Raw genomic sequence first — 18,526 nt, forward strand, 5'->3', positions numbered from 1 at the left:
ATGTTTTACTCGAAGAATTGTTTAATCTTTTCGCCGATCTTTTTGTTGATCTGGCAAACGCGTGCTTCGGTCAGTTCCAGCACCAGAGCGATCTCTTTCAGGCTCATTTCATGCTGGTAATAGAGGCTCAGAATCAGCTGCTCACGCTCGCAAAGTGATGCCAGTGCCGTTTTCAGCGTGCGCTGGATCCCTACTTCTTCCTCTAACGCGCGGCCGCTCAGCGCCTGGCCAAGACCTAAACCTTCGCCCGCCAGCAGCTCGTCAAAGCTCTCCATCGCACTGGCCGATTCCAGCAGCAGGTACTCCTGCACTTCTTCGGCACTGAGCTTTAGATGCACACGCAACTCTTCTTCATTCGGCTCGTGACCGAGACGGCGCGTCAGTTCACGCACCGCATCATTGATTTTGTGGGTTTTCTGACGCAGACGACGTGGACGCCAGTCGTGCAGACGCAGTTGATCCAGCACTGCGCCACGCACGCGCTGTAAGGCGTAACCGGCAAAATGATCGTCGGGATGGCCGTATCGACGCAGCGATTCCAGCAGGCCCATCAAGGCGATTTGCTCGAGATCTTCACGATCCATCACCGCATCGGTTTGCGCCGAGAGCTGGCGCACCACGCGCTTAACCAGCGGCAGCCACTGCTGCAGATAGCGGCTCTCTTCGACGGGCGTGAGTTCGGTCACTTCATTAAATACGCTCATGACATCCCCCTTACTGGAAAACCATTTTGGAGATCATCACGTCGGAGAACGGCTGATCGCTGCCGAACACGCCTTCATAACGCGCCATCATCTGCATATGGATGTCATCAACGGTCATGGTGCGCACCGCGTCATATTCCATGCCAGAGAACATCGCGACCAGCACGCTTTTCATCTTCGGCAGGTTGTGTTCAGCGGCTTTCAGGCTCTCATCGCTGTTAGCGACGTAAGCCAGATCGAGCAGCAGATAACGCTCTTTGCTGCCGTTGCCTTTCAGGGTGATGACCTGGTTTTTGACTTCCAGATAAAGCACTTGTGTCGGTGCCTCTTTTTTCTCAAACAGAGAAGAGAAGCCCTGGGATTCGCCGGTGTTGCTGGCGGGATGAATCAGTTCAGTGCCTGCTACAACCAGCGCGGCGGTCAGCACGGAGCTGCCCAGCACCATCGCAACATTGCGAGCAATATTTTTAGTTTTCATTAAGTTATACCGTTGTCAGTATGGAAAGATCGCGGTGACGTTGTTCTTCCGTCACTTCTGCAATGTTGTTACTCAGCACCACGTCCTGTTCGGGCTGTTGACGCGGCGCCTGGCGCTGTTCACCCTGCTGCTGCGAAATCTGTACGTTGACCGCCACCTGGTTTTGCTCGCTCAGTGCGCCACGTAATTCCTGACTCACCTGCTGCAAAGCGCGGTAGACGTCAGGCTGTGCCGCCTGAATCTGAACCTGCAATTTGCCGCCCTCGTAATGCAGGGAAATATCCAGCTTGCCGAGATTCGGCGGATCGAGACGAATGGTGGCTTTTTGCGTGCGTTGATCGACCTGCATCTGCAGGCGATCGCCCAGGGCTTCACGCAGTACCGCGGCTTTCTCGTGTGCGGCCTCAGGTAATGTCAGCGGGGCCTGCATTTTGATTACTGGCTGGACGTTCGTCTGGTTAGCGGCGATCAGCTGTTGGCTGTGTGCAATCACTTGCGCGGGCAACATTTTTGCCAGCGGCTCATCCGGTGATGCCTGCATCATCGCCACAACCTGCTTGCTGGCATCGCGCGCATCCTGCGGCGAGCGCAGTTTTACCGGTTGGCTCGGCGCCGTTTCAGCCGGCGGCGTCATCTGTCCCGCCAGCATCGCCGGTTGAGGAGACTGGGCGCTTTGCGGCAGTGCCACGGGACGCACCACAGCCTGTTCAGGCGCCTGCGGTGGTGCGCTGAACGGCAAAGGCGTTGGCGGGGTATCCGCGGGCTGCGGCGTCGTCACCGCGGGCTGTGGCGTGATAACCGGAGGCAGCGGCGTGGCAATCGGCGCTGTCAGCGTTGGGTCCAGCAACAGCTGCATCAGCTGTTCGGGATCGCTGCTTTCCGCTGGCGCAGCCATTTCATCCTGCTGTCGCTGCGGAGCCTGAACCGGCGCTGGCACACTGCCGCCGAGCATGAAGGTCGGCACCAGCGGCAGCGGCGCATTCGCCAGATCTGTCGCGCCCGGCGTACCCGGTGCAACAGCGGGCGCACCGCGGTTTGGCAAAACGAAAAAGGCGAGTGACGGGATCATCATGCCCCTCCTGGCTCATCGCCAAACAGGCTGTAAGCCTGCCGAGCCTGACGTTGCGATTGATGCTGTTGCAGTTTGTGGCGTAACACCTCCACACGCGCACGGCACTGCGCCGCAACCTGCTGATGGCGCTGCTGGAGCATTTTTACCTGCATTAACGTGGCTTCACTGAGACTTTGCTGACGCAGTTGCAACAACAGATCGTTGATTTGCTTATCAATCTGCGTGACCTGCAGCCAATCATCATTCTGCGCGGCCTGCTCTAATGCCGTACCCAACGCCACAAACTGCTGTTTCATGGCTGCATGCCCTCCCAGCCTTCGCGCAAGGTCACCAGCACGCCTTCCACTTCTTCAATCTGTGCAACAGACAAGTTGTGGCTGGCGTCGTACAGGCGATACACGCAATAGTCGTAGAGGGAGGCCAAACGCAGCGCCAGTTCGCCACCGCGTTCAAAATCCAGCGCACTGGTGAGCGCATTGAGGATGTCGATGCATTTAGAAATGCTGCTGGCCTTACGCTCAAAACGCTTCGCGGCAACGTGCCCTTTGGCACGCACCAGCTCGTCCTGCAAACCAGTGAACAGCATTAGCACCAGCTGATGCGGCGTGGCGGCGGCGGTGCGGATCGCCAGATCCGCATCGTTGTAGCCATGAATTTCGGAAGTATTACCGTACATATGTCACCTTCATTAACCGAAGAAGTTCGCCAATGTGTTCTCCATCTGCGACATGGCTGCCTGTGCCCGCGAGAATTGCTTTAGGTAGCGGGCATAGCTGCTGTCATAGCGCATCTGGATTTGATCGGCTTTGCTAGTGAGTTGAGTGTTTTTGCGGTCAAGCGACTCCTGACGGCTCTTGATGGAACCGGTCGAGGTGCTGAGGAAGCTATCAAGACTTTTGTCCATCTTCTTGATGATGCCGTCAGCGCCGCCGAACATGGCATCCAGCGCTGCGGGGTTATCACGCACCGCTTCAAGGAATTTTTCGTTGTCGATTTCGAGCTTGCCGGCTTTATCCGCTGAGATACCGAAGTCGCCCAGACTTTTGCCATTGGTGGTTTGACGCAGCAGTGACGTCATCTGCTGTTCCAGCACGCGCAGGCCGGAATCGCCCGCCAGCGCGCCGCGTTTATCTTTATCGCCACCGCTTTTGGTCAGTTCCCCGAGTTTGGTGAACAGCGCGTTGTAGGCATCCGCAAATTTCTGCGCCTGCTCTTTGGTTTGCGTCTCGTCGTTCTCCACGCTGATTACCAGTGGACGGGCCGGATCGGTCTTCTGCACCACGTTGATTTCAACGCCGGGGATCACGTCTTTGAAGGTGTTGGAGTCGCTCGTGATGACCATGCTGCCAATCGAGATCTGAGCATCACGCGCAGGGGAAATAGGGGTTGGCTTGAGCGCCTCCTTAAAAGCCTCATCACCGAAAACGGTAATTTCAAATTTATTTTTATCGCCGGTTTTATCACTGCCCATCAACATGCGGGTTTCACCGTTGACCTTCATCAGCGATGCCGTGACGCCCGGATTGTCCGGGTGTTTGTTAATGGCATCGCGCAGATCTGCCATGGTCTCAACGTCAGTCAGATCGATTACGATCTCTTTTTCACCCACTTCAATCTTCATGGTGCCGGTGGCATTTTTGACTGACTCATCGGTTAAATCCTTAAACGAGTCTTGCTTTGCGGCAGCCGTCTCCTTGACTTCAACCTGATAAAGACCTTTGCTGGCATTGGCGCTGGCTTTGAGGTTGACGTAGCCTTCCATGTTTGGCTTAGCGCTGTTCTTCACCAACTCGCCCTTGGCACCGAAGCCTTTCAGCGCAGTACGGAAATCCGTTAGCGCCGTTTTCAGTTCCGTTAACGCACTCTGCTCGCTAGTGACTTTTTTCTGCTGCGCCACCAAACGAGACTGCATCGCAGCAATACTGTTCTGGGCGAGGATTTCCGCATACTGGGAAGGATCCATACTCATGTTCATCTTTTTTCTCCTACGAATGACTTGTTAATAGCAAACAGCATGCCAGTTTTTATTTTTGTTTTTATTCAAATAGTTACGCAAAAATGAGGGAAAAAACCTTTCCGCTATACAGGAAGACGATTCCTGTGCAGGCGGAAATAAAAACACCGCCTCAAGAGCGGTGTTTTTCAATACTTAATGAGGGAGGATTAGCCCAGCATGCCCAGAACCATCTGGCCCATACCTTTAGATTGACTCAGCATCTGCTGGCTGCTCTGCATCAGCATCTGCTGACGGCTCATTTTTGCACCTTCTGCAGCGAAATCAGCGTCCTGGATGATGCCGAGGTTCAGCTCAGTGTTGTCTTTCATGTTGGCCAGGTTAGCCGCGGTATGACCCAGACGGTTGATGTTGGCACCCAGATCTGAACGGATTGAACCCACTGAATCGAGTGCAGCCGTTACGTTCTCCAGCATGGCGTTACCGGCAGCAGCGCCACCTGAAATGCCTGACGCAGACAGTTTAGTCAGTGCGTTGCTGACTTTACCCAGCGCGCCGCTCAGGTTAATTTTCAGCGTTTCATCTTTAGAAGCACCAATCTGGAATTGCAACTCACCCGTCATTTTGCCAACACCATTACCACTTGCATCCCTGGCAAACAGTTTTTCTGTGCCGTACGAGGTGTTGCTCATGATGTTGCCCAGTTCTGCGTTCAGTGCATCGAACTCAGACTGCAGCGCACCACGGTCATCGGCGTTGTTGGTGTCATCCGCAGCCTGGGTAGCCAGGTCTTTCATGCGGAACAGAATGTTGTTCACTTCATCAAAAGCACCTTCTGCGGTCTGCATCATGGCAGTGGCTTTCGAGATGTTGTTCTGCGCAACGCCCATACCACGCGCCTGACCATCAAGGCGGGTAGCGATCTGCAGGCCAGCTGCGTCGTCAGCTGCAGAGTTGATGCGGTAACCGGTACCCAGACGCTCCATTGCGGTGGACAGTGCAGAGTTTGCACGGTTCATGGAGTTAGTTGAGGACATAGCTGCTGAGTTTGTAAACATAGTTAACATGAGGTTTATCTCCAAAGGTTGGAATCCGATGATTCCGTTTCAAGTAACAGGAGAAAACGGCACGCTAATAGAATCTCTTAAATGCATTTAAAATCTTTTCGCGAAAAAAATATTATTTATTTGCGAATGAAATATAGAGGGGAAATAAAGGCGGCAGAGTAACCCAATAAATTAAACCATAAACAAGCACAAGATAAAAATAGATAACGCACTAATAAATATCGACTTATTTAAAAATGGATCGTGTTGATAGCTATTATTCATCATTTTTTAGGAATGATGCTTTTTCTTAAGAGCCTTTTTCCCGGTTTTTTCTGCAACAAATCTCATCGTTCTTAAATCAACGCATTGAAATCACTTCTTTTTGAGACTAGTCTTGCATAATAAAATAACTAACGTCTAACCCCGTTTTTTCGATGCGACGACGATGGTGATAACAATGCCCGCCATACCAAGGGAAATAAAGTAACGATGACGTCAGATTGCATTATCAATCACTGGTTACTCGATATTGCCAGTGCTTCATTAATCCACCAGGAGAGCGGCGAACAGCGGCGACTCGGTGAATATCAATTGAAACTGCTGGTGGTGCTGATTCAGCATGCCGGGCAGATTTTATCGCGTGAAGAGCTGAATCAGCTGGTATGGGAACGTCGTGTCATTGGCAGCAATAGCTTGCCGAATGCCATTCATGCACTGCGCGTGGCGCTGGAAGATGATGGTAAGCAGCAGCTGATTATCAAAACCGTGCCGAAGAAAGGCTATATTCTCGAAGCCGAGTTTTGCCATTTCCAGCGACGTGTCAATGAAGAGGATGACGAAGAGAGCGATCTACAGCTACTGAGCATGACACCGCCTTCACCTCCGCCCACCGCACCGCCGGAATTACCTGCCGAACACGCCCCCATCGTTGTCGCCGAGACGCCGTCAGCCGCGCCTACTCCTGCAGCGCCGCCAGCCGCTAAACCTCCTCATCTGTGGATGGCGCTGTTCGGCGTAACGCTGGTGATTTTCATCGCGCTCGCGGTGGGGATATGGCGTTCGTCACTGCAGCAGCAACCTTATCTGGCGCAGCTGCCGCTGGAAGGCGCAACGCAAATCCGCTTGTTGCAACTGACCAATACCGCGCGCGACGCCAGCACCCGGCAAAAAGATATCTCCGAACTCCTTGGCAACACCTTGCGTCAGCTGAACACCACGCTGCAGCAGCGCGCTACCCGCATGGATATCTACTATTCCGCCAGCAGCGATGTGATCAATCTGACGTTGAATCTTAAAAGCGCCTGCACACATCAGCAGTTAGTGATGACCGTGTTCAATGCCGAAGATAACCAGCAAGCCTTGAGCAAACTGCTCACTGAAGAGATGGAGAGAAAGCTGAATGAAATGGCGTCTTGCAACCCTTAGTCTGGCGCTGCTGACCTTGTTACTGCTGATTACCGCAGCAGTACGTGGCTGGTTGCCGTGGTCAAGTCATACGATATTTGATGAAGATTTTACCGGTAGCGGTATTGAGATGGGTATTTACGATGTGGAAGACGGTCAGCGAGAGCTGTATGTGCCGTTTTTTGCCGTGAAATCTGACAGTGTATTAATGACGCTGACCAGCGAAATCGCCACCCGGCAATTTCTCGCCAAAATATTGTTGACTCCTCAAGCGAATACGCGGAACGGCGTGGTTTACAGCTATCAACCGCTGATGGTGCACGCCAGTAAAGATAAGCCGTTGGTTAAAAGCATCTTTAACTTTAATGCTCACAACGGCGTCACTTTTAATAGCGTGGAGTTTGAAGGCAATCGCATGCTGGTGATGCCGTCAGGATTGATGATCAACCAGCAACATTAACCTCAGGCGCGCAGCAACGCTGCGCTGCCCAACACGTTTTTCACGGTGGCGCGCGGCACGTTCGCTTGTGCGCCCAGCGCATCCGCAACACGGCCATAATTACGCTGCCCTAACTGCTGCGCCACTTCCTGTGCGAGGCTATCCGCCTGCACACTGTTGAAGTTCGACATACTATCAACACGTTGCTGCACCAGCGCCTTCGTGCGGACGAGCTGCTTACGCTGCCGGGTCAGCTGCTCCAGCGTGCTATCGAGCGTGGGCTGCAGCGATTCCAGCTGTGCCGGATTCGCCAGCACGCGTGCCACTTCATCCTCCAGTGTGGTTTCCGCCTGCGGTTTAACCGGAAAAAACTGGCTCTGTGGGTAACGTTCGCCGCCGCCCTGCACGCTGAGATGCTGGTTCACGCGTGACCATTGCTGCTCGTCGACCTGAAACTGGATGTCGCGCTGCGCATCCAGCTTGCCGTGAATGCCCCACTTGCCCAGCGCCTGGTTCAGACTCAGTAACGTTTGCTGCGGCGTACTGTCGGCGGCAATCGCCGCCGCGCTGATTTCGCGCTGCTGGCCTGCAAGGGAAAACGTCAGCAGTTCCGGCTGGGGATTATTCACTAATGCCCGACCATCCCGCAGCTGGAAATTAACCTGTGATTTCCCCTCCAGCGATACTTGCAGCTGGCGATTCACACTGCCGCCGGACAGCGTTTGACGCTGTGCCAGCAGCGACTGCAACGTCTGCGTTTCGGCTAACGCCGTCTGGCGATCGCCGCGACGGCTCAGCGCGTGGTTCACCTTCAGCAGCTGACTTTCGGTCGCCTGCAAAAAATGATCGGCCTGCTGCACGCGCGTCAGCTGTTGATTCAGTTGAACGTTGTAGCGCAGCGGCTGAGAAGAGATCAGCGGCGCATCGGGAAAGTTGCTGCTCTGGCGCGGGGGGGTGTTGGCCACGTTGCTGACCGGCGCTTTTGCCGTCAGCGGTGCGCTGTGCAGCGCGGGAGCGCGCAATCCCGGCGCCAGACGATTCTCCACCTGCATCATGTCGATTACCCCAGGTTAAACAGTGAAAGTGAGGAGATCTGACCATAAGCTTTATAGGAGTATTGCGTGGCCATCGTGTAGTTGTTGAGATTGGTCATCGCGGTGGCAATATCCAGTCCTTCCAGCCCATTCGCCACTTCATCGTGGATCATTTTGCTATCCAGATGCACATCCTGCAGCAACGCCATATTGTTCTGACGTCCACCCAGTTCGGTGAAAATCGCGGCAACATTATCGGACGTACTCTGTACCTGACCAATCATCGCCGTCATTTCGTCGGCATAACTTTCTGGTGCGACGGTCGGATCGGACATTTTTTCTAACAATGTCTCAAGCTGGTTAAGCAGCTTCAGATCATCGCCAAAGGCCGCCGCTAAATCGGTGTTGGATTTCATCAGTACACCGTTCGCGACCGGTGTGTTGTTGCTTTCGTGGTTACCGGCAAAAATCCATTCACCCGTCGTCGCATCACGCATTACCGGCTGCTGATTGGTTTTGGTACCGGCAAACAGATAGCGTCCGCTTTCGTCACGGCTGTTCATCTGCTCTACCAGCATCTCTTTCATGGCGCTTAGCTCGGTCGCGTAACCGGCCATATCGACTGCACCGTGACTGCTGTTGTTGGCTTCGCGCAACTTATCCAGCATGTTCAGTAACTGCTTACTGCTTGAATCGACCAGCGTTTCCTGCTGGCCCAGGCTATGGCCTAAACGCTCGATATTGCTTTGGTACTGCCCAATCGCCACTTGTTCACGGCGGATTTGCGACAGCTGCGTGCTGGCAATCGGATCGTCAGAAGGATTAAGCACCCGCTTCTGCTCGGTAATCTGCATCATCAGTTTATTGAGCTGGGTCGTATTGCGCCCCATGCTGTTTAACATGGTGCTGGAGAAACTGAAGCTATTCACTCGCATGGTATTTTCCTTAGAACAGGGCCAGCAGATCGGTGAAGATTTGATCGCCAGTGGCAATCACTTTCATATTCGCTTGATAGGCCTGGGTATAATTAGTGAGGCCAACGTACTCTTCGTCGTAGTTCACCGCGCTATAACTATCACGCTGCATCACCGCATCTTCTAACAGTGCAGCCGCCGCCGTGAGTTCGGTTTGGTTCTGGCGACTTTTAATGCCGACGGTGCTGATCAGCGACGCACTGGCGCTATCCAGCGTTGATTCGCCGATGCCCGGAATGGTGAAGGTTTTGGTTTTAATGCCAATCAACGCCAGCAGATTTTTATTGTCGCCGGTGGCGGTTGCATCGCTGGAGAATGCCAGCTCATCCCAGGCGAGATCGTTAACCTGCAGCATGCCGTTAGGATTACTGATATCGAAATCAAACAGCGGTTTGCCTGCATTGCCTTTCAGATCGAAACCTAGAGCCAACTGATCGTTAAAGGCGCTGGCCATCGACTCCGCCATGCCAATGATGCTCTGTTCAATGCCGTTCAGCGTATTGACCTGATAATCATGCAGCGCGCCAAACGCACCACCGGTTTTCATATCCACCTGATAACTACTGCCAGCAAAATTCAGCTGCAGGAAGGGCTCACCGCTGGCGTCCTTCTCCATCGACAAGCTCCCCACATCACTGCCGCTAACCAACGGCTGACCCGAAGGGAGCATCAAGCTGTATTCGCCTTTCTCATTCTCCTGCGCGCGCACGTCGACGTAGCCGCTGAGCTCGTTCACCAGTTCATCACGCTGGTCGCGCAGGATGCTGGTATCGCCGCCCATCGCTTCGGTCTCTTTGATGCGCTTGTTGTACTCCGCGATGTTGCCGCTCACGCTGTTGATTGAGACGGTCAAATCACGCTGCTGCTGCTGGCTATTACTGCGCTGCTTCTGCAGGAACGACTGGATATTGTTGAAACGCGTCGACAACGCGCGTGCTTCGGTCAACACATCCTGGCGCATCGCCTGGTTGTCCGGCTTCTCACTGGCGCCGCTCAACGACTTGAAGAAATTATCTAAACCGTCGCCGATGCCGCTGGTGTCGGTGCCCAGCAGCTTCTCAAGCGCACCGAGATAGGATTGACCCTCGTCGAAATAACGGGTTTGCGTGTTGGCACGCCAAACCTGGCCAATACGAAATTGATCGGCCATACGGCGGATATTCGTGACTTCCGCACCGTTGCCGCTCGCCAGGCGCTGATTGCCCATTGGGCCAATCGCCTGCTGCTCAACGCGCTGACGGCTGTAACCGCGGGTAGCGGCATTAGCAATGTTCAACGCCGTGACGTTCATGCCAATACGCGCCGCACTGGCGCCGCTGTAACCGATATTAATGATGCTCATGTTTTCCTCTCGCATTCACCGTTTCTGCCTGGGCAGAGCGACATTCATGCTGCGTTTATTAAGTCTACTTTGGCGATAACTGCTGAATGAGTACGTTGGCGATGCCGGTGCTGCGCTGACTCGCCAGCTCCTGCGCCAGCGCATCATCATAAAAATCACGCAGGTTGCGCGCTTCGCGGCTGCTGAACATGCCACTTTCACCGGCAAACGCATCGGTGCCTTTACGCATTTCGCTCAGCATGGTGCGCAGGAACATCGCCTCAAATTTCTCGGCCGCCTGCTCCAGATTGTTGGGCTTCGCGCCGCCCGCAATGCCGTTGGCCAGCGGGCTAAAAGGGGTTGAGATACGATCAATCATTTAGATCACCACCAGTTCTGCATCGAGTGCGCCGGCTTCATGCAGCGCCTGTAAAATGGCCATGGTGTCGTCCGGCGCCGCGCCGAGGCTGTTAATGGTATTCACAATGCTGCGCAGGCTGGTGCCCGCCGGCACGTTAACCATCTGACCACGACCACGATCGACGCTGATATCCGATTCCGGTGTCACCGCGGTTTCACCGTTGCTGAGCGGGCCAGGCTGGCTGACGTTCGGGCGCTCGGCGATGGTCACGGTGAGATTGCCATGGGCAACGGCAGCGGCACGTACCACAATGCCTTCACCCAACACGATGGTGCCGGTGCGTGCGTTGAACACTACGCGCGGCGGCTGTTTACCGGCGTTGATCTGCACGTCTTCCAGCATCGACATAAAGGCCACGCGTGCGGAAGGATCGTGCGGCGCGTTGACCGAAACGTTGGTGCCGCTTTTCGCTACCGCAGTACCGGCACCAAATGCCTGATTCAGCGCCACGGCAATGTTGTTAGCGGTTTTAAAGCTCGGGCGCTTCAGGTTCAGCATCACCGCGCTGTTGTCCTGGAAATCACTCGGCACTTCACGTTCAACCGAGGCGCCGTTAGGAATGCGGCCAACGGTTGGCGTATTGATGGTGACGCTGGAACCGCTGTCGCCTTCCGCTTTCACCCCGCCGACCACCACATTGCCCTGCGCCAGCGCGTAGACTTCACCGTCAGCACCGCGCAGCTGCGTTAACAGCAAGGTGCCGCCGCGCAGGCTTTTCGCATCGCCAATCGATGAAACGGTGACGTTGATGGTCTGGCCGCGTGCATACATTGAAGGCAGCGTGGCGCTCAGCGCTACCGCTGCGACGTTTTTTACTTTCGGGTCGATTTTTGGCGGCATCTGCACGCCAAACTGGCGCAGCATGTTGGCCAGCGACTGGCCGGTGAACTTCACCTGGCTGCGATCACCGGTGCCGTCGAGGCCGACGACGAGGCTGTAACCCACCAACTGGTTATCACGCACGCCCTGAATATCGACCAGCGAACTCAGCGCCTGCGCTTTCGCGTGATTGGATGCCATCATTCCGGCCGCGAGGAACAGCGGCAGCAGATAGCGAACGGTCATTCTGATCATGTTCTTCACCTTAAATCGGGAACAGCGGATGGTTGAAGAAGCGTGTGAGCCAACCCGCTGAATTGGCATCACTGAGCGCACCGCGCCCGGCATAGGAGATACGCGCATTGGCAATACGCTGGGATGAAATACTGTTATCGCGTTCAATGTCATCGGCCCGCACAAGGCCGGTTACGCGCATGTACTCATCGCCCTGATTCAGGGTGAGCCACTTTTCGCCGCGAATCGCCAGCACGCCATTCGGCAGCACTTTGTGCACTGCAACGGAAATCGACCCGCGCAACATGTTCTGCTGCGCCGACGTGGCGTTACCGTTGAAGTTACGGCTGCCCTTAATCGAGCCGCTTAAATCATCAAAGGTTTTGCCCATCGCCGACGGCACGCCGAGCTCGACATCATTCTTTTTGCCGAAGTTAGTGCGCGCCTGTTTGCTCGACTGCGTCGATTCATCAAGCCGCACGGTGAGAATGTCGCCCACGCGGTAAGCACGACGATCCTGCATCAGCGACCATTGATATTGGGTGTTATAAAGTCCACCTCCGCTGACGCGGGCGTCTGGCTGGGCCAGATCTTCCGGCGGCGCAAAGGCGGCGTCATCTTTGTGCACCAGCAGCGCCGGGCTTTCACAGCCGGTCAGCAGCAGTGCGGCGGTCAGCAATAAACCACCGGTGAGTTTTTTTGTCAGTGTCATTGTTTTTATGGCCTTACCCGATGGGCGGAAAAACACCTTCCGCCCAAAAAAAATTACATCTGCTGCGTGACGAACTTCAGCATGTCATCGGCAGCCGACACCATTTTGGCGTTCATCTCGTAAGCGCGTTGCACGGTGATCATGTCAACCATCTCTTCCACCACCTGCACGTTGGAACCTTCCAGCGAGCCTTGTTCCAGCTGGCCAAAGGCTTCTTCGCCCGGCACGCCTTCTACCGCTTCACCGCTGGCGGCGGTTTCGCGATACAGGTTGCTGCCGGTCGCTTCCAGCCCGGCTGGATTCACGAAATTCACCAGGGTGATTTGGCCGAGTTCAACCGGATCGGTTTCGCCCGCCACGGTGGCGCTGACGGTGCCGTCTTTGCCGATGGTGAGATTTTTGGTGCCTTCCGGCAGCTCAATCTGTGGAATCAACGACAAGCCCTGTGCGTTGGTCATCACGCCATCGGCACTGATTTTCAGGTTGCCTGAGCGGGTATAAGCAATGTCGCCATCGGCGGTTTCTACCTGGAAAAAGCCCTGTCCGGCTATCGCCACATCCAGCTCCTGCTGGGTGTTTTTCATCGCGCCTTGAGTGAACTGCTTCTGCGTACCGAGGATCTTCACACCACTACCGAACTGAATGCCGGTTGGCGTCTGGTTGTTCTGATTTAACTGGGTGCCAGGCGCACGCTGCGTTTGATAGAACAGATCTTCAAACACCACGCGATCGCGTTTAAAGCCGGTGGTATCAACGTTCGCCAGGTTGTTAGAGATGGCGGCCATTTTGGCGTCCTGCGCCGCCAGACCGGTTTTACTGACCCAAAGAGCTGGATTCATTGCTTTGCTTCCTGTTAGCTGCCGCGGATCAGGCGATTGCCTGCCTGCACGAGGGTTTCTGCGGCTTTCATCATTTTGATTTGCGCTTCAAATTGGCGGCTGAGCGAAAGGGTTTGCACCATCTCATTCACCGCCGAGACATTACTGCCTTCCAGATGCTGGCTCGCCAGCTGCACGTTCTCGCTGCGTGGCGCCGTCAGACGATTGGCCATCAGCCAGCCGTCGTTGTTTTTGCGCAGCTGATTGGCGGGAATATCCACCAGCTTGATGCGCTCAACATCCATTGCTGCCGCCACGTTGCCATCTTCCGGAATGATGGTAATGGTGCCGTCATCGCCAATCGCTACCTGCGAAAACGGTGGCAGCTGAATCGGGCCGTTCTCACCGATTAGCGGTTTGCCGCCAATCGACAGGTTGCCCATGTCATCGATATCAATGTGACCGTTGCGGGTGTAGAGCTCACGACGCCCTTCACGCACCGCAATCAGGCCGTCGCCTTTGATGCCGATATCCAGCTCGCGACCGGTTTCCTGCAGTGAGCCGTGCGCCATGTTGATGCCACCGTTTTCACTGCGCACCTGATGACGGCTGTCGTAACCGCCACCCGCGACCGCTTGCGTCGTAGCGCGTTCGAGATCGGCACGAAAACCTTCGGTATTGGCATTCGCGAGGTTGTTTGAGTGAATCATCTGCTGCGTCAGGCTGCGATTGGCGCCGCTGACGGCGGTATAAATCATGCGATCCATAATTACAGCGCCTGGAACAGGGCGTTCATCATCGAATCATTGGTCGAGATGACTTTGGTGTTTGCCTGATAGTTACGCTGCGCGCTCATCAAGCCGACCAACTCTTCCGTCATATCGACGTTAGAACCTTCCAGTGCGTAGGATTGGATAGCGCCGTTCAGGCCGCTTTTCGGCACACCAATAATCGCCTGACCGGAAAGGTTGGTTGCTGACCACGCGGTGCCATCTTCAGAGTTGAGGCCGTTCGGGTTGGTGAAGTTAGCAAGCACCAGTTGGCCTTGCAGCAGACGTTCGCCATTGCTATAAGTCGCGTAGATCTTGCCGTCGTCGTCGATCTGCTCGCCGTTTTTCTCACCGGCGGAATAACCGTTCGGGCTGTTTTTCGATACGTTGAACTCAGAGCCGTACTGGCTGGTGCCCGCATAATCCAGCGCGATGCTAAGTCCATCTGCGCCCGGAATGGCGGCAGTAATGTTGACGGCGCTGGTTGGCGAGGTGATGACCCCATTGGTGCTGAATTCCAGGGGTTGTGAAGCTGGCGTAGCCGTATTTCCATCAACGAAATAATGCACTTCCCATTCGTTGTCTGCGGTTTTAACGAAGAACTGTTCGATGGTGTGTTCGCGACCCAGTGAATCGTAGACTTTGCTGGTGTAAGTGTTGTTGTAGCTTTTGCTGTCACTCTTATCGAACGGCGTGACTTCTGGCTGTTTGGCATTGGCGTTCAGGTTGCCGGTAAAGCCCATGCTGTCGGTGGCTTTCGCTGGAATGCTGCCTGCAGAAATTTTCAGATCGCCAATGACGCCGGTCTGCAACTGGCCGTTAGCATCCACGGGATAACCCTGCACACGTTTACCAAGGTTATTGGTAATGTAACCCTGGCTGTCGGTGCCCATGTATCCCGCACGGCTATAGCTGACGTTGCCGCTGGTATCTTTGGTCATAAAGAAGCCGTTGCCGGAGATCGCCAGATCCAGACCACGTGAAGAACCGGTAATACCACCGTTCTGGGTGATGCTTTGTGAGATGCTGCTCACGCCAACGCCCATCGCCTGGCCGCCCGCGTACAGCGACGAGAATTCAGCCCGCATTGATTTGTAGCCAGCGGTGCCGCCGTTGGCGATGTTGTTGCTGATCGCGCCAAGCTGTTTAGTGACCGCGTTCAGGCCAGAGGTTGCAATATTAAAGCTCATGGAAAAAACCCTTAGGAAAAACGACGCGCTGCATTCGCGTCAGGAGAAAGAAATGGCGCGGGCGCCGGATTTTTACTGCTGCCAAACTGACGAATGGTGTTGTAAGCCACTTCGCCCAGGCCAGGAATGTTGATCATGGGTGCGCCCGTCTGCGGATCGAAACGCACGCTGTTGACGGTGCCGGCGATCTCAATCGGAATCTTCTCTTCCCCGGCATCGGTCACCACGCTCAAGGTGTAGTCGCCATCAGCCAGGCCAAGCGTGGCGGGATCGATGGTGAATCCGACATCGCCTTGCTGCTGCTTACCGAGTTCCAGTTTGACCTCTTTGCCTGCACTGTCTTTGATGTGCAGCGTGACGTTTTCCGCCGGATGCTGCAGATTGATGCGTCCATCAATGCAGTTACCTTCCAGCTTGATGCTGTTGCTGCTGGCATACACCTGCTGGCCCACCAGATTCGCCATCCCCATCGCCTGCATGCTTTCGGCCATGTAGTAGACGCCGGTCATGGTGTCGGTTAGCGTCTGCATCGACTCCATTTGCGACATCATCGACAGTTGATTGATGTAATCCGCGCTGTCGGTGGGATTGGTGGGATCCTGGTTCTGGATCTGCGCCACCAGCAAGGTCAGGAACATGCTGCTGGTGCCGCCGTTGCTCTGCGGCGTCTGGCCGTAGGTCTCTACGCCCGCGCCGCTGTTGTTGACGTTATTCACACTCATACTTAAGCCTCACCCAGACGCAGCAGGCTTTGCTGCATGCTTTTCACGCTATTCAACACTTCCACGTTGGTTTCGAAATTGCGCGACGCCGACATCATGTCGGCCATCTCTTCGACGGTATTGATGTCGGGATAGAAGACGTGGCCCTGCGCATTCGCCAGCGGGTTGCCCGGCTCGTAACGGCGTACCGCCGTACCGGTTTCCACTACATCCAACACCTGCACGCGCGCACCCGCCAAAGCCGGTGAATCCATCAGCTTGCTGTTCTGATAAATGGCGGCAAACACCGGACGGCGCGCCTTATAGGTGGCAGCTTCGCTTGCTGCCGGAGATTCCGCGTTGGCCAGGTTACTGGCGATGGTGTTCAGACGAACGGTTTGTGCCGTCATTGCTGAACCCGATACGCGATAGATATCGTTGAAAGACAAAATTATTTCCCTTCAATAGCCTGCTTCAGGCCGATAAATTTGCTGCTGAGAAATTGCAGGCTGGTTTGGTAATCCAGCGAGTTTTTCGAGAACTCGGCCTGCTCAACGTCCAGCGCCACGGTGTTGCCATCGGACGATGGTTGATACGGCACGCGATACTGAATTGATGGCGAAGAAGTGAACGAACTTTTCAGCATTGAACGTTGCATCTCTGCGGCAAAATCAATATCTTTAGCCTGGTAATTCGGGGTATCCACATTTGCCAGGTTGGCCGTTAACAGCTCTGCTCGCGAAAGTCGAAGCTGTAAGGCGGCGGGATGTGCCCCCAGCGCTTTGTCAAAACTTATCCCCATGTGGTGTTCCTCATCAGTTGCGATTCACACGCCATAAAGCAAACAGCGTGCCAACTTTTAAATCTTTGATTTGGTGAGAATTTTATGAACACATTGCGTTTTAACGGGAAGTCGCTTTTCCGCCTGATTCCGCTCAGCCTGCTGATTTTTTCAACACCGATTTTTGCCGCGCCTGAGGCGCAAACGGCACGTAAGCAGATCTATAATCAGGCCGTCGCCAACGCGACGTCTGACATCCAGCGCATTGCTAAACAGAAAGGCTGGAAAGATTTCAGCAGCAAGCTCAACGTCTTTATTCCTTCCGAAGTCAGCCGGTTCCAACGCTGCGCGCGCCCCTTAACCTCGGCATTGCCGGCGGGCGATCGCAGGGATCTGGCGCGTCTGCGCTATGACATTCGTTGCGATGGTGCCAACGGCTGGGAAATTGCCGTGACGGTAAAACCGGATGTTTATCTGCCGATTTTGGTGGCGAAAAACATGCTGGAACGGGGCAAACAGCTGGCGGCCAGCGATGTGGAAATGAAGAAGCGCAATATTGTGGGCCTGCGTGACGGCTTTCTCACCCATCCCGACGAGGCGGTTGGTTTTACGCTGAAAAAACGTGTGCGTGAGTTGCAGGCGATCGCGCCGGCCCATCTCGACCAGCCGGTATTGATCGAACGCGGCCAACAGATTGTGATGATTGCCGAGCAGGATGGCGTGCAGGCGAAGATGATGGGCGAAGCGCTGAAAAAAGGCCGCAAAGGCGACATCATTAAAGTGCGCAATCTGCAAAGCCAGCGCGTGGTGAGCGCGCGCGTCGACGATCGCGGCGTGGTGCGCATGTTGGTCGCGCCGGGCACCCCCTAAAAGCGGAATTTAAGTTTCCGCTGGGCAGTGTCGTTGTGCTCAGGTATGCCGTAATCGACCCGAGACATAAGAAAATGAAAATCACCCGTAATGAGACTGGCATAGCGCCAGTTGCTAAATCTGTTACTACATCGCTGAACGACGCATCTGTTGCAACCAAAAGTCAGGCCGCAGCAGTACGCAGCGACAAAACCGAGCAAGGCCCAATGCAGGCTGCACAGCAACAACTGCGTGAAATGCCAGACGTGGACGCGACCTTTGTGAGCGCCATGCAGGACGCGTTGAAATCTGGTCGTTTACAGGTGGATACCGACACGCTGGCGCAGGCCATGATGGACTTTTATCGCTCATGAACAGCACCGCGGAACGCGTAAAAACGCTGCTGCGTGATATCAAACAGGATACGCAGCACTACGATGCGCTGACGGCACTTTTGCAGCAGCAGCGTGAGGCGATGATCGCCTGCGATGCGATGAACCTGCAGTCTGTGAATGAGCAGTTGCTGGCCATTTATCAGCAGTTACACGGTTCGGCGCAGCGTCGCAGCGAAACCTTACAGGCGCTGAAGCTGGCTTCCGACAGCCGTGGCATCAGCCAGCTTATGCCGTACCTGCCCGCCGCGCTGGCACAGCAAGCAGAAAGCTGGTGGCGTACGCTGGAGCTCAGTGCGTTATCTTGTCAGCAGATGAATGAGCGCAACGGTTTGTTGTTATCTATGCAGCAGGAAACGCTGGGATCATTGACCGGACAAGGCCAGCAAAACTTCCTCTATCAACGATAA

General features: G+C 54.8%; 24 protein-coding genes. 5 read left to right on the plus strand and 19 right to left on the minus strand.

The genetic code is table 11. The annotated features are described in order from the left end of the window. Positions 1 to 5 precede the first annotated feature (5 nt). From K5Y33_RS18360 to K5Y33_RS18390, 7 genes are all read right to left on the minus strand, one after another. Positions 6 to 704, minus strand: coding sequence for a FliA/WhiG family RNA polymerase sigma factor (locus K5Y33_RS18360; protein ID WP_137386493.1), 699 nt, complete (start codon positions 702 to 704; stop codon positions 6 to 8). 10 nt (positions 705 to 714) lie between these two features. After that, entirely contained in the window at positions 715 to 1,182 is a 468-nt protein-coding gene (locus K5Y33_RS18365; RefSeq protein ID WP_137386494.1) for a flagellar basal body-associated FliL family protein, read from the minus strand. Between the two features lie 4 nt (positions 1,183 to 1,186). Continuing rightward, on the minus strand, positions 1,187 to 2,254 hold the full coding sequence (locus K5Y33_RS18370; protein WP_255610365.1) for a flagellar hook-length control protein FliK: 1,068 nt from the start codon (positions 2,252 to 2,254) through the stop codon (positions 1,187 to 1,189). After that, positions 2,251 to 2,550: a hypothetical protein gene (locus K5Y33_RS18375; RefSeq protein WP_222234814.1), complete on the minus strand. Its 300-nt coding sequence runs from the start codon at positions 2,548 to 2,550 to the stop codon at positions 2,251 to 2,253. The genes K5Y33_RS18370 and K5Y33_RS18375 overlap by 4 nt, the downstream gene beginning before the upstream one ends. Further along, on the minus strand, positions 2,547 to 2,930 hold the full coding sequence (gene fliS / locus K5Y33_RS18380) for a flagellar export chaperone FliS (RefSeq protein ID WP_222234816.1): 384 nt from the start codon (positions 2,928 to 2,930) through the stop codon (positions 2,547 to 2,549). Before fliS ends, K5Y33_RS18375 begins: the two co-directional genes overlap by 4 nt. 12 nt (positions 2,931 to 2,942) lie before the next feature. Beyond that, positions 2,943 to 4,229, minus strand: a complete 1,287-nt coding sequence (fliD, locus tag K5Y33_RS18385; RefSeq protein WP_222234818.1) for a flagellar filament capping protein FliD — start codon at positions 4,227 to 4,229, stop codon at positions 2,943 to 2,945. Positions 4,230 to 4,417: 188 nt separating this feature from the next. After that, positions 4,418 to 5,275, minus strand: coding sequence for a flagellin (locus K5Y33_RS18390; RefSeq protein ID WP_137386499.1), 858 nt, complete (start codon positions 5,273 to 5,275; stop codon positions 4,418 to 4,420). Between the two features lie 471 nt (positions 5,276 to 5,746). Here K5Y33_RS18390 and K5Y33_RS23770 point away from each other — a divergent pair, with 471 nt between their 5' ends. Continuing rightward, complete coding sequence (locus K5Y33_RS23770; protein WP_222234820.1) at positions 5,747 to 6,682, plus strand: transcriptional regulator; 936 nt, start codon at positions 5,747 to 5,749, stop codon at positions 6,680 to 6,682. After that, positions 6,657 to 7,121 carry a hypothetical protein gene (locus K5Y33_RS18400; RefSeq protein ID WP_222234822.1) on the plus strand — a complete coding sequence of 155 codons (465 nt, stop codon included), beginning with the start codon at positions 6,657 to 6,659 and terminating at the stop codon, positions 7,119 to 7,121. Before K5Y33_RS23770 ends, K5Y33_RS18400 begins: the two co-directional genes overlap by 26 nt. Positions 7,122 to 7,123: 2 nt before the next feature. Here the strand turns inward: K5Y33_RS18400 and K5Y33_RS18405 are convergent, their stop codons facing one another. The 12 genes from K5Y33_RS18405 to K5Y33_RS18460 form a co-directional block, all read right to left on the minus strand. Further along, a complete protein-coding gene (locus tag K5Y33_RS18405; RefSeq protein WP_222234824.1) occupies positions 7,124 to 8,155 on the minus strand; it encodes a hypothetical protein in 1,032 nt (343 codons plus the stop codon). Between the two features lie 5 nt (positions 8,156 to 8,160). After that, complete coding sequence (locus K5Y33_RS18410) at positions 8,161 to 9,069, minus strand: flagellin/flagellar hook associated protein (RefSeq protein ID WP_222234826.1); 909 nt, start codon at positions 9,067 to 9,069, stop codon at positions 8,161 to 8,163. Positions 9,070 to 9,079: 10 nt separating this feature from the next. Next, positions 9,080 to 10,450, minus strand: a complete 1,371-nt coding sequence (flgK, locus tag K5Y33_RS18415; RefSeq protein ID WP_222234828.1) for a flagellar hook-associated protein FlgK — start codon at positions 10,448 to 10,450, stop codon at positions 9,080 to 9,082. Positions 10,451 to 10,514: 64 nt separating this feature from the next. Then, positions 10,515 to 10,808 carry a rod-binding protein gene (locus K5Y33_RS18420; protein ID WP_137386505.1) on the minus strand — a complete coding sequence of 98 codons (294 nt, stop codon included), beginning with the start codon at positions 10,806 to 10,808 and terminating at the stop codon, positions 10,515 to 10,517. Beyond that, a complete protein-coding gene (locus tag K5Y33_RS18425) occupies positions 10,809 to 11,873 on the minus strand; it encodes a flagellar basal body P-ring protein FlgI (RefSeq protein ID WP_246862565.1) in 1,065 nt (354 codons plus the stop codon). It lies immediately after the preceding gene. 61 nt (positions 11,874 to 11,934) lie between these two features. Then, on the minus strand, positions 11,935 to 12,615 hold the full coding sequence (flgH, locus tag K5Y33_RS18430; protein ID WP_222234830.1) for a flagellar basal body L-ring protein FlgH: 681 nt from the start codon (positions 12,613 to 12,615) through the stop codon (positions 11,935 to 11,937). A 53-nt stretch (positions 12,616 to 12,668) separates the two neighbouring features. Continuing rightward, on the minus strand, positions 12,669 to 13,454 hold the full coding sequence (gene flgG / locus K5Y33_RS18435) for a flagellar basal-body rod protein FlgG (protein WP_222234831.1): 786 nt from the start codon (positions 13,452 to 13,454) through the stop codon (positions 12,669 to 12,671). Between the two features lie 14 nt (positions 13,455 to 13,468). Next, entirely contained in the window at positions 13,469 to 14,200 is a 732-nt protein-coding gene (locus K5Y33_RS18440; protein WP_137386509.1) for a flagellar basal body rod protein FlgF, read from the minus strand. Between the two features lie 2 nt (positions 14,201 to 14,202). Continuing rightward, on the minus strand, positions 14,203 to 15,393 hold the full coding sequence (gene flgE / locus K5Y33_RS18445) for a flagellar hook protein FlgE (protein ID WP_222234833.1): 1,191 nt from the start codon (positions 15,391 to 15,393) through the stop codon (positions 14,203 to 14,205). Positions 15,394 to 15,404: 11 nt separating this feature from the next. After that, positions 15,405 to 16,115 carry a flagellar hook capping FlgD N-terminal domain-containing protein gene (locus K5Y33_RS18450; protein ID WP_222234835.1) on the minus strand — a complete coding sequence of 237 codons (711 nt, stop codon included), beginning with the start codon at positions 16,113 to 16,115 and terminating at the stop codon, positions 15,405 to 15,407. Between the two features lie 2 nt (positions 16,116 to 16,117). Further along, positions 16,118 to 16,543 carry a flagellar basal body rod protein FlgC gene (flgC, locus tag K5Y33_RS18455; RefSeq protein ID WP_137386512.1) on the minus strand — a complete coding sequence of 142 codons (426 nt, stop codon included), beginning with the start codon at positions 16,541 to 16,543 and terminating at the stop codon, positions 16,118 to 16,120. Positions 16,544 to 16,545: 2 nt separating this feature from the next. After that, positions 16,546 to 16,896: a flagellar basal body protein gene (locus K5Y33_RS18460; RefSeq protein WP_222234837.1), complete on the minus strand. Its 351-nt coding sequence runs from the start codon at positions 16,894 to 16,896 to the stop codon at positions 16,546 to 16,548. A gap of 84 nt (positions 16,897 to 16,980) precedes the next feature. Here K5Y33_RS18460 and flgA point away from each other — a divergent pair, with 84 nt between their 5' ends. From flgA to flgN, 3 genes are all read left to right on the plus strand, one after another. Continuing rightward, positions 16,981 to 17,745: a flagellar basal body P-ring formation chaperone FlgA gene (gene flgA, locus K5Y33_RS18465; protein WP_137386514.1), complete on the plus strand. Its 765-nt coding sequence runs from the start codon at positions 16,981 to 16,983 to the stop codon at positions 17,743 to 17,745. A 74-nt stretch (positions 17,746 to 17,819) separates the two neighbouring features. Further along, the gene (flgM, locus tag K5Y33_RS18470) at positions 17,820 to 18,098 is read left to right on the plus strand and encodes a flagellar biosynthesis anti-sigma factor FlgM (protein ID WP_137386515.1); all 279 of its coding nucleotides are present in this window, start codon (positions 17,820 to 17,822) and stop codon (positions 18,096 to 18,098) included. Next, positions 18,095 to 18,526: a flagellar protein FlgN gene (flgN, locus tag K5Y33_RS18475; RefSeq protein WP_137386516.1), complete on the plus strand. Its 432-nt coding sequence runs from the start codon at positions 18,095 to 18,097 to the stop codon at positions 18,524 to 18,526. Before flgM ends, flgN begins: the two co-directional genes overlap by 4 nt.

The sequence above is a fragment of the Pantoea sp. DY-17 genome, from assembly GCF_019795975.1.
Taxonomy (GTDB): Bacteria; Pseudomonadota; Gammaproteobacteria; order Enterobacterales; family Enterobacteriaceae; genus Pantoea; species Pantoea leporis.

What these genes read in the sequence shown, in the direction of transcription:
- K5Y33_RS18460 (WP_222234837.1), bottom strand. Translation starts at nt 16,896, where the DNA reads ATGGGGATAAGTTTTGACAAAGCGCTGGGGGCACATCCCGCCGCCTTA.
- K5Y33_RS18375 (WP_222234814.1), bottom strand. Translation starts at nt 2,550, where the DNA reads ATGAAACAGCAGTTTGTGGCGTTGGGTACGGCATTAGAGCAGGCCGCG.
- K5Y33_RS18360 (WP_137386493.1), bottom strand. Translation starts at nt 704, where the DNA reads ATGAGCGTATTTAATGAAGTGACCGAACTCACGCCCGTCGAAGAGAGC.
- K5Y33_RS18370 (WP_255610365.1), bottom strand. Translation starts at nt 2,254, where the DNA reads ATGATGATCCCGTCACTCGCCTTTTTCGTTTTGCCAAACCGCGGTGCG.
- flgK (WP_222234828.1), bottom strand. Translation starts at nt 10,450, where the DNA reads ATGAGCATCATTAATATCGGTTACAGCGGCGCCAGTGCGGCGCGTATT.
- flgN (WP_137386516.1), top strand. Translation starts at nt 18,095, where the DNA reads ATGAACAGCACCGCGGAACGCGTAAAAACGCTGCTGCGTGATATCAAA.
- flgH (WP_222234830.1), bottom strand. Translation starts at nt 12,615, where the DNA reads ATGACACTGACAAAAAAACTCACCGGTGGTTTATTGCTGACCGCCGCA.
- K5Y33_RS23770 (WP_222234820.1), top strand. Translation starts at nt 5,747, where the DNA reads ATGACGTCAGATTGCATTATCAATCACTGGTTACTCGATATTGCCAGT.
- flgA (WP_137386514.1), top strand. Translation starts at nt 16,981, where the DNA reads ATGAACACATTGCGTTTTAACGGGAAGTCGCTTTTCCGCCTGATTCCG.
- K5Y33_RS18410 (WP_222234826.1), bottom strand. Translation starts at nt 9,069, where the DNA reads ATGCGAGTGAATAGCTTCAGTTTCTCCAGCACCATGTTAAACAGCATG.
- flgG (WP_222234831.1), bottom strand. Translation starts at nt 13,454, where the DNA reads ATGAATCCAGCTCTTTGGGTCAGTAAAACCGGTCTGGCGGCGCAGGAC.
- K5Y33_RS18400 (WP_222234822.1), top strand. Translation starts at nt 6,657, where the DNA reads ATGAAATGGCGTCTTGCAACCCTTAGTCTGGCGCTGCTGACCTTGTTA.
- fliD (WP_222234818.1), bottom strand. Translation starts at nt 4,229, where the DNA reads ATGAACATGAGTATGGATCCTTCCCAGTATGCGGAAATCCTCGCCCAG.
- K5Y33_RS18390 (WP_137386499.1), bottom strand. Translation starts at nt 5,275, where the DNA reads ATGTTAACTATGTTTACAAACTCAGCAGCTATGTCCTCAACTAACTCC.
- fliS (WP_222234816.1), bottom strand. Translation starts at nt 2,930, where the DNA reads ATGTACGGTAATACTTCCGAAATTCATGGCTACAACGATGCGGATCTG.
- K5Y33_RS18420 (WP_137386505.1), bottom strand. Translation starts at nt 10,808, where the DNA reads ATGATTGATCGTATCTCAACCCCTTTTAGCCCGCTGGCCAACGGCATT.
- K5Y33_RS18440 (WP_137386509.1), bottom strand. Translation starts at nt 14,200, where the DNA reads ATGGATCGCATGATTTATACCGCCGTCAGCGGCGCCAATCGCAGCCTG.
- flgE (WP_222234833.1), bottom strand. Translation starts at nt 15,393, where the DNA reads ATGAGCTTTAATATTGCAACCTCTGGCCTGAACGCGGTCACTAAACAG.
- K5Y33_RS18365 (WP_137386494.1), bottom strand. Translation starts at nt 1,182, where the DNA reads ATGAAAACTAAAAATATTGCTCGCAATGTTGCGATGGTGCTGGGCAGC.
- K5Y33_RS18405 (WP_222234824.1), bottom strand. Translation starts at nt 8,155, where the DNA reads ATGATGCAGGTGGAGAATCGTCTGGCGCCGGGATTGCGCGCTCCCGCG.
- K5Y33_RS18450 (WP_222234835.1), bottom strand. Translation starts at nt 16,115, where the DNA reads ATGAGTGTGAATAACGTCAACAACAGCGGCGCGGGCGTAGAGACCTAC.
- flgM (WP_137386515.1), top strand. Translation starts at nt 17,820, where the DNA reads ATGAAAATCACCCGTAATGAGACTGGCATAGCGCCAGTTGCTAAATCT.
- K5Y33_RS18425 (WP_246862565.1), bottom strand. Translation starts at nt 11,873, where the DNA reads ATGATGGCATCCAATCACGCGAAAGCGCAGGCGCTGAGTTCGCTGGTC.